General features: G+C 46.7%; 8 protein-coding genes. 4 read left to right on the forward strand and 4 right to left on the reverse strand.

The window, feature by feature from the left end:
- Positions 1–159: 159 nt before the first annotated feature.
- On the forward strand, positions 160–4,548 hold the full coding sequence (locus V756_RS0117140; RefSeq protein ID WP_081719907.1) for a multifunctional 2',3'-cyclic-nucleotide 2'-phosphodiesterase/3'-nucleotidase/5'-nucleotidase: 4,389 nt from the start codon (positions 160–162) through the stop codon (positions 4,546–4,548).
- Between the two features lie 36 nt (positions 4,549–4,584).
- On the opposite strand, the gene V756_RS0117145 is transcribed toward V756_RS0117140, so the two are convergent.
- The 4 genes from V756_RS0117145 to treP form a co-directional block, all read right to left on the reverse strand.
- Complete coding sequence (locus V756_RS0117145; RefSeq protein WP_024715746.1) at positions 4,585–5,250, reverse strand: NAD(P)H-dependent oxidoreductase; 666 nt, start codon at positions 5,248–5,250, stop codon at positions 4,585–4,587.
- 139 nt (positions 5,251–5,389) lie between these two features.
- Entirely contained in the window at positions 5,390–6,106 is a 717-nt protein-coding gene (gene treR / locus V756_RS0117150; RefSeq protein WP_024715747.1) for a trehalose operon repressor, read from the reverse strand.
- Between the two features lie 20 nt (positions 6,107–6,126).
- Positions 6,127–7,815 (reverse strand): alpha,alpha-phosphotrehalase, encoded by a 1,689-nt coding sequence (treC, locus tag V756_RS0117155; protein WP_024715748.1) that lies wholly within the window; start codon positions 7,813–7,815, stop codon positions 6,127–6,129.
- Between the two features lie 71 nt (positions 7,816–7,886).
- Positions 7,887–9,299, reverse strand: coding sequence for a PTS system trehalose-specific EIIBC component (gene treP, locus V756_RS0117160; protein WP_024715749.1), 1,413 nt, complete (start codon positions 9,297–9,299; stop codon positions 7,887–7,889).
- 193 nt (positions 9,300–9,492) lie between these two features.
- On the opposite strand from treP, the gene V756_RS0117165 reads away from it, so the two are divergent.
- The 3 genes from V756_RS0117165 to V756_RS0117175 are packed head-to-tail and all read left to right on the forward strand — an operon-like array spanning position 9,493 to position 12,384.
- Positions 9,493–11,034 (forward strand): spore germination protein, encoded by a 1,542-nt coding sequence (locus tag V756_RS0117165; protein WP_024715750.1) that lies wholly within the window; start codon positions 9,493–9,495, stop codon positions 11,032–11,034.
- Entirely contained in the window at positions 11,015–12,166 is a 1,152-nt protein-coding gene (locus V756_RS0117170) for a Ger(x)C family spore germination protein (RefSeq protein ID WP_024715751.1), read from the forward strand. The genes V756_RS0117165 and V756_RS0117170 overlap by 20 nt, the downstream gene beginning before the upstream one ends.
- 17 nt (positions 12,167–12,183) lie before the next feature.
- Positions 12,184–12,384: a hypothetical protein gene (locus tag V756_RS0117175; protein ID WP_024715752.1), complete on the forward strand. Its 201-nt coding sequence runs from the start codon at positions 12,184–12,186 to the stop codon at positions 12,382–12,384.
- Positions 12,385–12,402: the final 18 nt, after the last annotated feature.

A 12,402-nucleotide genomic window follows, 5' to 3' on the forward strand; every position in this document is an offset into this window, starting at 1 on the left:
ACGATAAGTATAAATACCCAACACCTGTCGTTTGATGCTGATACATAATACTCATTTTCCTCCCTTTTACAATAATCATAAAGAAACACCTACAAATAGTTACAAAATATTCTTACAATAGGAGCTGTAACATAAATTTCGTTGAAAGGTGGAAAACTGGTGAGAATACAGAAAAGACGAACACACGTCGGCAACATTCTCCGTATTCTTTTGCCCCCAATTATGATACTTAGTTTAATCCTCCCAACCCCACCCATTCATGCAGAAGAAAGCGAGACTCCTCAGGTGCAGCTGAGTATTTTGGCCACGACTGATATTCATGCCAACATGATGGATTATGATTACTACAGCGACAAAGAAACGGCGGATTTCGGGCTGGCGAGAACGGCCCAGCTGATCCAAAAGCACCGTGAGCAAAACCCAAACACCCTGCTCGTCGATAACGGCGACTTGATTCAAGGGAATCCGCTGGGCGAATACGCGGTGAAATATGAAAAAGAAGACATTATCTCGGGCGCGAAAACCCACCCGATCATCAGCGTCATGAATGCGCTGAAATACGACGCCGGCACACTGGGCAATCATGAATTTAACTACGGGCTCGATTTTCTCGACGGCACGATCAAGGGAGCCGATTTCCCGATTGTCAATGCCAACGTCAAAACCACAAGCGGTGAAAACCGATATACGCCGTATGTCATAAAAGAAAAAACCGTCACTGACGAAAACGGCAATGAACAGAAAATAAAAGTCGGCTACATAGGCTTTGTCCCGCCGCAAATCATGACGTGGGACAAAAAGAATCTCGAGGGTCAGGTGCAGGTGCAGGATATCGTAGAATCAGCCAATGAAACGATCCCGAAAATGAAGGCGGAAGGCGCGGATGTCATTATCGCCCTCGCCCACACCGGCATTGAAAAACAGGCGCAATCATCCGGCGCAGAAAACGCCGTGTTGGATCTTGCCGCCAAAACGAAAGGCATTGACGCGATCATCTCGGGCCATCAGCACGGACTCTTCCCTTCCGCCGAGTACGCGGGTGCCGCAAAATTTGACGTTGAAAAAGGGACGATTAACGGCATTCCGGTCGTCATGCCAAGCAGCTGGGGCAAATATTTAGGCGTGATTGACCTCAAACTTGAAAAGACAGACGGGTCATGGAAGGTCGCGGATTCCAAAGGCAGTATTGAACCCATTGCCGGCACTGTCACATCCAGAAATAAAACAGTCACAAACACCATCCGGCAAACCCACCAAAACACATTGGAATATATCAGAAAACCAGTCGGCAAAACAAAAGCAGACATTAACAGCTACTTTGCACAGGTCAAAGATGATCCCTCCATCCAGATCGTGACCGATGCGCAAAAATGGTACGCCGAAAAGGAAATGAAGGATACCAAATACAAGGACCTCCCGATTTTGTCCGCAGGGGCGCCGTTTAAAGCAGGCGGCAGAAACGGAGCCAATTACTATACGAACATTCCGGCCGGAGATCTTGCCATAAAAAATGTCGGTGACTTGTATCTTTACGATAATACCGTTCAGATCGTCAAGCTGACAGGCAGCGAAGTCAAGGACTGGCTGGACATGTCGGCAGGCCAATTCAATCAAATTGATCCGTCAAAAGGCGGCGATCAAGCCTTGCTGAATGACAATTTCCGCTCCTATAATTTTGACGTGATTGACGGCGTCACATATCAGGTCGATGTGACAAAACCGGCGAAATACAATGAGAACGGAAAAGTCATTCACGCGGACTCATCCCGGATCGTCAACCTTTCCTACGATGGCAAGCCGATCAGCCCAAGCCAGGAATTTCTTGTGGTCACCAATAATTATCGTGCGTCCGGTGGCGGCGGCTTCCCTCACCTGACGAGCGATAAGATTGTCCACGGCTCCGCTGTTGAAAACAGACAGGTGCTGATGGATTACATGATTGAACAAAAAACAGTCAATCCAAAAGCGGACAACAACTGGTCAATCGTGCCCGTTTCCGGAACGAATGTAACATTTGAATCCTCGCTTTTGGCGAAGCCTTTTGCCGATAAAGCGGACGATGTCGCTTATGTAGGTGAGTCTGTGAATGAAGGCTATGGTGTGTATAAGCTGCAATTCGATGATGATTCAAATCCTGATCCGCCTAAAGATGGACTGTGGGATCTGACCGTCATGCACACCAATGATACGCACGCCCATCTCGATGACGCGGCGAGACGAATGACGAAAATCAACGAAGTGCGAAGCAAAACAGACCACAACATTCTCCTTGATGCGGGAGATGTATTTTCCGGCGATCTGTATTTTACAAAATGGAACGGTTTAGCCGATTTGAAAATGATGAACATGATGGGCTATGATGCCATGACCTTCGGAAACCACGAATTTGATAAAGGCCCGACAGTGCTTTCTGATTTTCTAAGCGGAAACAGCGCGACCGTTGATCCGGCGAACCGCTATCACTTTGAAGCGCCTGCATTTCCGGTCGTCAGCGCAAACGTAGATGTGTCAAATGAGCCCAAGCTGAAATCATTTGTCAAAAAGCCGCAAACCTTTAGGGCGGGTGAAAAGAAGGCGCCCGGCATCCACCCTTACATTCTGTTAGACGTTGACGGTGAGAAAGTCGCCGTATTCGGACTGACAACGGAAGATACAGCCACCACATCAAGCCCGGGTAAAAGCATCGTCTTTCATGATGCGTTTGAAACCGCGCAAAACACAGTCAAAACGATACAGGAAGATGAAAAAGTAAATAAAATTATCGCTTTGACCCATATCGGTCATAACCGTGATCTTGAGCTGGCGAAAAAAGTGAAAGGCATTGACCTGATCATCGGCGGACACACCCACACCCTCGTTGACAAAATGGAAGTCGTAAACAACGAAGAGCCGACAATCGTGGCACAAGCCAAAGAATACGGCCAATTCTTGGGGCGCGTCGATGTCGCGTTTGATAAAAATGGCGTTGTGCAAACAGACAAATCAAATCTGAGCGTGCTGCCGATTGATGAGCATACAGAAGAAAATGCAGAAGCCAAACAAGAGCTCGATCAGTTCAAAAGTGAATTAGAAGACGTGAAAAATGAAAAAGTCGGCTACACGGATGTAGCGCTTGACGGCCAGCGTGAGCATGTGCGCACGAAGGAAACGAACCTCGGAAACTTCATCGCGGACGGCATGCTGGCAAAAGCGAAAGAAGCAGCCGGCGCCAGAATAGCGATAACAAATGGCGGCGGCATCAGAGCCGGAATTGACAAAGGTGATATTACACTCGGCGAGGTGCTGAACGTGATGCCGTTCGGCAATACGCTTTACGTGGCCGACTTAACCGGAAAGCAAATTAAAGAGGCCCTTGAACAAGGCTTAAGCAATGTGGAAAACGGAGGCGGCGCTTTCCCTCAGGTGGCCGGAATTGAATATACCTTTACATTAAACAACGAACCTGGACACCGTGTGTTAGACGTGAAAATTGAATTGCCTAACGGAGACAAAGCTGATCTACATACGGATGATACCTTCCGTGTGGCAACGAATCATTTTGTCGGTGCCGGAGGAGACGGATATTCTGTCTTTACAGAAGCGTCCCATGGTGAAGACCTTGGCTACGTTGATTATGAGATTTTCACCGAACAGCTGAAAAAACTAGGAAACAAGGTCTCTCCTAAAGTTGAAGGACGGATCAAAGAAGTATTCCTGCCGACAAAGCAGAAGGACGGCAGCTGGACACTTGATGAAGACAAATTTGCGATTTACGCTAAAAATGCCAACACGCCGTTTGTCTATTACGGAACACATGAAGGATCACAAGAGAAGCCTATCAATCTTAAAGTAAAAAAAGACCAGATCAAACTGTTGAAAGAAAGAAAATCAGATTCTTCATTGACGGTGTTCAACTACTGGTACAGCATGAAACTGCCCATGGCGAACCTCAAAACCGCGGATACCGCAATCGGAATTACGTCAACGGGAGAATTGGATGTTTCACTTGCAGATGTGTATGACTTTACAGTGAGGCAAAAAGGAAAAGAAATAAAATCATTCAAAGAGCCCGTTCAGCTTTCGCTTCGCATGTTTGACATTGAAGAAGCTCATAATCCGGCCATTTACCATGTCGACCGGAAAAAGAAAGCTTTCAAAAAAACAGAAAACGGATCAGTGGAAGATGATATCGTTACAGGATACACAAACCACTTCAGCGAATACACGATTTTAAATTCCGGTTCGAATGACAAACCGCCGGCGTTTCCGTCCGATCAGCCGACAGGCGGTGATGACGGCAGCAATGGAGGAGGCTCTGACAAACCGGGCGGAAAACAGCCGACTGATGGAAACAGAGGAAATCAGACACCTCCCGGCACGGATCCGACAAACGGCACTGGTGGAAACGGATCAAGCGGATCAGGCACTGACGGCCCGGCTGGCGGCTTGCTTCCGGACACAGCCACATCCATGTACTCCATCCTTTTGGCCGGATTTCTGATCAGTGCACTCGGAACGGTATTGTACTTGTATCAGAGAAGAAAACAGAGTAAAGCAAATCAGGCATAAAAAAGAGCTGCTCGCTAAGCGAGCAGCTTTCTTTATTTACACCCATTTCACAACATCTTCAACAGCAGATCTTGTTTTCGGACGAGGGTCTCTTACACGGTAACCGAATGCCGCCATCACAGAAATGTCGAAGCTGCCGTTTTCCAGAAGGCCTTCTTCTTCAAGAATGCGGTGAATGTGATCATACTGGAAGCCTTCGATCGGGCAGGAATCAACGCCGATTTGCGCAGCGGCAGTCATCATGTTGCCAAGCGCGATATAGGTTTGTTTTGATGCCCAGTCAAACAATGTTCTGTCGCTTTCAAGCAAATGCAAATCGTTTTTCTGGAATTCTTCTGTTTTGCTGATGTAGCCTTCGGACACGTCTTGCGGCATTTGTTTGACTTCTTTTAAATGACGTTTGATGTAGTCCGCATTATATTTGATATCCTTCGCGGTACGTGCAAGAATCAGGACGAAATGGCTTGCTGTCGGAAGCTGCTTTTGTGCGCCCCATGTATATTCGCGAAGCTTCTCGCGGAATTCCGGATTTTGAACCACCACGAATTTCCAAGGCTCAAGGCCGAGTGAACTCGGTGAAAGTCTTCCTGTTTCTAAAATAAATTCAAAATCGCTGTCTGATACTTTTTTATTCGGGTCAAATTCCTTTGTCGCATGTCTGAAATTGTATGCGTCCAGAATTTGTTTCTTTACATCTGCCATGTGAAACACCTCTCCTTTTAGTTACTCTCATCTCTATTGTAGCCATTATGATAAAAAGTAAAAGTACGCACATTTTTGTTGGATAGTATCAATTTTGATACTAAACAAAAAAGCGCGCTGCCGCAGGCAGGCGCCTCTCTCATTTCCCCCGCCGCGCAAAATCGACAAAACGGAATTTGTCGAGACGGTGTCTGCTTTCCGTATATTGAAACAGACTCGTATCCTCCAAAAAGACGTAGTTTCTCACCACGACCATATGGTCATAGCCGCGTAAATCGAGCAGCTCCCTATCCTCGTCCGTACACGGCTCGGCGACAATGTCTTTTTGGGCATAGCTGATCGAAAGACCGAGTTCTCCTTCTAGATATTCATATATGGAGTTTTCACAGATTTCTTTCGTCAGGTGAGGGACATGCTTTCTGAAAAAGTAATCTTTGTCCAAAATCACATGTTCCCCGTCAATCTTTCTGGATCTGATGACTTCCCAGATGTCGTCATCCGGATTGGCCTGGAGCTGTTTTTGGATCAGCTCTGACGCAGGCTCCAGTCCGAATTTGTGTACAGTTGTTTTCGTTTCTTTGCCAAGCGTTTGCGCGAGCTCCTTGAAGCTGACAAGGCCTGAGACGGGAAACTGCATTTTTTCACGGTTGAGAACGACAGAGCCCTTCCCCCTGATTTTCTGGATATAGCCGTTTTGCGCAAGCATGTGAAGCGCCTTACGGACCGTTTCTCTAGATGTATCGTACTGTGCGCTCAACTCATGTTCAGACGGAAGAATCTCCTCCGCCTTCCATCGGCCGGCTTCAATTTCCTGTGAGATGTCTTTATAGATTGCGATGAATTTATTCACCTTCATTATGGACCACCCAGCTTAGTTTAACACGCTTTCGTTAAACGATAAACAATGGACTCATACGGGCGGAGCGTCATGTTCTGCAGTCCTTCCCTCACCCCATCGTTCGTCAGCAGCACCTCTGCATTCCACTCGTCAGGCGCTAATGAATCCGGCAGTGTAAAGGCTGCCTCTGTCCCGTAGAAATTATTGATGACGAGCAGCTTTTCATTGCCGCCATGTCTGAGATACGCAAAAATGCTCGGATCATCCTTTGCGATTAACTCATACGTCCCCTCTGTCACAATGTCATATGTTTTGCGAATTTGAATCAGCTTTTGATAATGGTAAAACACCGAGTTTTGGTCCTTCAGCGCGGCTTCGGCATTGATTTCCCGATAGTTTGCGGCGACCGGTATCCATGGCGTGCCGGTTGTAAAACCGCCATTCTCCGTATCATTCCACTGGACAGGCGTTCTGGAATTGTCACGGGATTTCGCCTGTAAAATCGCTGTAATCTCGTGGTCAGCTATCCCTTTTTTCTTGAGGGCGCGATACATGTTCAGCGATTCGACATCCCGGTAGGAGCTGATATCCTTAAACTTCGGATTGGTCATTCCCAGCTCTTCGCCCTGATAGATATAAGGCGTGCCCTGCATCATATGAATGGAGGTAGCGAGCATTTTTGCCGATTTCACCCTGTACGCGCCATCATCTCCATATCTCGATACAACGCGCGGCTGATCGTGATTGCACCAGAACAGAGCGTTCCATCCCCCTCCCGCATGCATCCCCGTCTGCCACTCGGATAAGATCTTTTTCAGCTTCAAAAAGTCAAACGGCGCCAAAGCCCATTTTTCGCCGTTTGGATAGTCAACCTTGAGATGATGGAAACTGAATGTCATATCGAGTTCTTTATTTTCAGGATTTGTATAACGGATGCAATGGTCTACCGTCGTTGAAGACATCTCACCGACCGTCATACTGTCATAATGTGAAAACACCTTTTCGTTCATTTCATGCAGATATTCGTGCACCCGCGGCCCGTCCGTGTAAAAGGAACGGCCGTCGCCTCCGTCTTCTGCATCCGGAAAGCGCTGATCCTTAGAAATCAAGTTGATGACATCAAGCCTGAAGCCGTCTATTCCCTTTTCAAACCAAAAATGCATCATGTCATAGACATGCTTTCTGACCTTTTCATTTTCCCAATTCAAATCAGCCTGCGTCACATCAAACAGATGCAAATAGTATTGGCCTGACGCTTCGTCAAGCTCCCATACCGAGCCGCCGAATTTTGACTCCCAGTTTGTCGGGACAGAACCGTTTTCCCGCGGTTTTTTCCATATATAAAAATCGCGGTACGGGCTGTCCTGTGAAGAGATCGCCTCTTGAAACCATTTATGCTCTGTTGATGTATGGTTGACGACCATATCCATGACGACTTTCAGGTCTCTTTTATGTGCTTCTGTCACTAACCGCTCAAAGTCCTCCATCGTCCCGTATTCAGGATAAATCGCGTAATAATCACGAATGTCATACCCATTATCATGCTGCGGAGAATCATAAATCGGCGTCAGCCAAATGACATCCACCTGAAGTGTTTTTAAATAATCAAGCTTTTCAATAATGCCGTTCAGATCGCCGACACCGTTTCCCGTCGTATCGTTAAAGCTTTTCGGATAAATTTGATAGACCACAGCTTTTTTCCACCATGGCGTTTGTTCTGTTTTCAACTGTCTCCACCACCGTTTTTTAGAGTAAAAATGGGAAAGGGAACGTTAAAACACGTCCCGCTCCCCATTGGTTATGTTCGTTTGAATCTGGCATACGCGTATGTGCCGGCAAACGGCACGATCAATACAATCGCCATTCCGATCGCAAACGCGCCCCAGTACTGGCTCATGATTGAGAAAATCCCCGGCACGCCGCCGACACCGACGGAGCTTGCCAGTACACCTTGAGAGGAAATGTACATTCCCGCAAGCCCTGAGCTGACCATCGCAATGATAAACGGGAATCTGTATCGCAGATTCACCCCGAAGATGGCCGGCTCTGTAATGCCGAGATAAGCTGAAATCCCTGATGTGAGGGAAAGGCCCTTTTGTTTCTCATCCTTCACGATAAACATCATAGCCAGCGCAGCCGAGCCCTGTGCGATATTAGAAAGCGCCAGCATCGGCCATAAAAATGTGCCGCCGAGCTTTGAGCCGATGAGCTGCAGGTCAACTGCAAGAAACGTGTGATGCATGCCGGTAATCACGAGTGCCGAGTAGAAACCGCCATATAACAAACCGCCCAGTGCGGCAAAAGAGCCAAACACCGAGATAAGCCCCGAAGTCAGCACGTTTCCGATCGCAAATGTAATTGGACCGATCATAATAAAAGAGGCAAAGCCTGTGACGAGAAGCGTAATCGGCGCGACAACGAGCAGCTGTATGCCTTCAGGAGTGCGTTTTGTTAAAAACGTTTCAATCTTCGCCAGCAAATAGGAGGCCAGCAAAATCGGGAGCACCTGTCCCTGATAGCCGACTTTCTGCACCTCAAGTCCGAACAAATTCCATACTGGGATCTTACCGCTTTGTTCAGCGGCACCATAACCCCACGCGTTCAGCAAATCAGGATGCACGAGCATCACGCCGAGGACAATGCCAAGGAGCGGATTGCCGCCGAACCGTTTGACGGCAGACCAGCCGATTAACGCAGGCAGAAACGTAAAGGCCGTGCCTGCAATCAGGTTAATCATATTCGCGAGATCCGCCCACTGCGGATAGACTTGCACAATTGATTTTGTGCTGAAGAAAATGCCCTGCGCCGTTAAAATGTTATTGATCCCCATCAAGAGACCAGCCGTCACAATCGCAGGCAATATAGGAATAAATATATCTGCAAGCGTTTTCACGGCACGCTGCAAAGGATTCATATTTTTTTCAGAAGCCTTCTTCACTTCATCCTTTGTTGACTCCCCAATCCCCGTTTCCTTAACCAATTCTGCATATACTTTGTTGACGGTTCCTTGGCCGATCACGACCTGAAATTGCCCGTTTGTCGAAAACGATCCTTTTACTGCGTCAATTTGATCAAGCATCTCTTGGTCAACTTTGCTTTCATCTATTAACGCAAAGCGCAAACGTGTCACACAATGAGTTGCCGCTGCAATATTTTCAGCACCGCCGACTGCTTCAACAATCTGCCGTGCCGATTTGTTCAGTTCCCCCATGCCAACCCCTCCGTATCCGTTTTCATAACTTGTATATACAAATCATAAGTTTATTGTATTCTTGTATATACATGCAGTCAATGTTTTTTTATAGCGCTTTCATCCTATTTCGGGAATATCTAAAACAGACAAGGATACCCTAAAAGTCACAAACATTTTTTGGATAAGACATTGAAAAAGCAGGGTGAGCCTCATGAATAAACGCGACAAAACGCTTCAGCTCATCAAAGAGCTTGAAGACAACCAGGACAGACCAATCTCTCCCGATTTAAAGGAAAACCTCGATATGCTGACCTTATTAACAGAAGGCTGCTCAGACATCGTATTCAGACAATTTGACTTTGGAAACGGGCTGTGCGGATTTATTGTTTATATCGAAGGGATTGTAAAATCTGAACATATTCAGGATCACGCCCTCCGCCCTTTCTTGAGGCATTTGATGGATCAGATAGAAGAGCATGAAGAGGCATTGCAAAATACACTATCGATTGCAAGCGTTGCATCAGAAACAAGTGTAAGCAAAGTGGCTGAATCCATTATTGAGGGAAACGCGGTTTTATTTGCCGAGGGACATTCAAAATGCCTGATCTTAAAAATAAAAGGCGGCCAAAGAAGAAGCATTGAAGAACCGATAACAGAATCGACCATCAGAGGATCGAGAGAGGGCTTTACTGAAAGCCTCAGGGTCAATACCGCTCTCGTGCGCTTTCGCGTCAAAACGCTTCAGCTTAAAATGATTTCGTTTAAAATCGGCACGAAAACCAAAACCGACATTGTGCTGGCTTATATTGACGGGATTGCCGATCCGAAAGTCATTGAAAAAGTGAAGAAAAGAATCAAAAAGATCAAGATTGATGCTGTTTTAGAAAGCGGATATATTGAAGAGTTTATCGAAGACGACACATACTCGCCCTTCCCCCAGCTGCAATATACGGAAAGGCCGGATACCGTCTCCGCCCAGCTTCTCGAAGGCCGATTTGCCATTTTCACAGATAATACGCCTTTTGTCATAACAGGGCCGATCACGTTTTGGCAGCTGATGCAGGCCAGTGAAGATTACTATGAGCGTTATTTGATGTCTAACTTGATCCGCTGGCTTCGCTATATGTTTTTAGTCGTTGCTCTTTATTTGCCGGCTATTTATGTCGCCGTTATTACATACCATCAGGACTTAATGCCGACAAACTTAATGTTCAGCGTGGCATCTTCCCGTGAACCGATTCCTTTCCCCGCCATCGTGGAAGCATTGATTATGGAAATTTCTTTTGAGGCTCTCCGTGAAGCGGGCGTGCGCCTTCCGAAAACCATCGGCCAGACCGTCAGCATTCTCGGCGCCCTTGTCATCGGGACGGCCGCCGTTGAAGCGGGAATCGTGTCTGCCCCCATGGTGATTATCGTATCGTTAACAGGGATCGCGTCATTTACCATTCCGCGTTTTAATTTAGCCATCTCTATCAGAATGCTTCGTTTCCCGCTTATGTTTTTGGCGAGTATTTTCGGGATATTCGGCATCATGCTCGGCACGATTATTTTAGTGCTTCATTTATGTAAGCTTCAATCTTTCGGCATTCCTTATTTATCAGGGATTTCTCCGTTTAAACGTGATGAAGTAAAAGATATATTTATCCGGGCGCCGTGGTGGACGATGATCAGAAGACCGGGCACGTATTCGCGCGGCAAGGGGCAGAAGGGAGCGAAAAGAGAGGACCCTCAAGATGAAGAAAATAATATATAAGTGTGTTGCGCTGTTTCTCGTTTGTATGTTTCTCGCAGGGTGCTGGGACCGGACGGAAATCAATGACATCGCGTTCGTTGTCAGCTCAGCCATTGATAAGAAAAAAGATCAGTACCGAATAGCCATGCAGATTCCCTTGGTTGGCCAATTGGGCGGACAAACAGGGGGAGGCGGAGGGACTGCCGGCTCGGAAACATGGTATGTAGATTCAGCCTCCGGTACCACGATCAGGGAAGCGAACAACAAACTGCAAACCTCCTTGTCCCGGACGATCAATACGTCCCACAGACGTACGGTCGTTATTGGAGAAGCTATGGCGAGAGAAGGCGTCGCGCCAGTCTTTGATATTTTATCGCGAAATCCGCAAAACAGATTAACGGCGCTGATTTTAATCAGCCAGGGCGAGGCGCGGGACATTTTAAACACTGATGTGCAGCTGGAACAGTTTCCGGCGGAAATGATTCGCGAGCTGGCCATTATGGCTTCGAAGCGCCCTGTTTTTTTAAGCAGGTTCATGTCTGACCTATTAGAAAAAGGAAGCGACCCATATGCACCGGTCATTAGCGGATCTAAAACAAAACCCGGAGGGAAAGGGAAATCTAATTTAAAAATTGACGGACTTGCCATCTTTAAAAAGGACAAATTAGTGGATATTTTTAAAGATGAACATATGACAACCGCCCAGATTTTGCTGAATCAAGCCCGGCAGCCAGAATTCATACTAGACCTCCCGAATCAAATGGGAAAAGCGTCCATTCAGCTTCAACAGTCCAAAGCTTCCTTTCATGCGGCTGAAAAAAACGGAAAGCTGTCGATGACAATTGAGGTCAGAGCCAAAGGAATTATTATGGAAAACCAATCCACCTATGAGATGAGAGAAAATGACCAATTTTACATCATACAAAAAGCTTTAAACAGAGCTTTAAAGGAAAATGTCATCAGCACCGTTCACCGGCTGCAAAAGCTCGAGGCAGATCCGGCCGGCTTTCAAGACCAGACCATCAGAAGTATGGACACGAAGAATCTGCAGGAAATGAAATGGGATAAAGTTTACAAGGACATGGAGATTCACGTCATTCCCATTGTGACGATTGAGCAAGGCGGTGTCTTGTATAAAACAATCAGCCATTAATGGAGGTGTGCGTCAGAATGATCAGCTATATCATACAGACAGTGATTGTGTGCATTGCCATTTACGCATACGAATGGAAGAATTTTCGTTCTGCTAACACTGCAACAAAATGGGTCTTCAGCCTGCTGATCGCAGGAAGTGCTTTTTTGTGGATTTATATGAGAGTGAATCCCCTGCTTCCGCGGCTGGGATACCTGTTTAAATATATTCCGTTTTAAACATGAAAGAAAGGACGT

This window comes from Bacillus tequilensis KCTC 13622 (genome assembly GCF_000507145.1).
Lineage (GTDB): Bacteria > Bacillota > Bacilli > Bacillales > Bacillaceae > Bacillus > Bacillus tequilensis.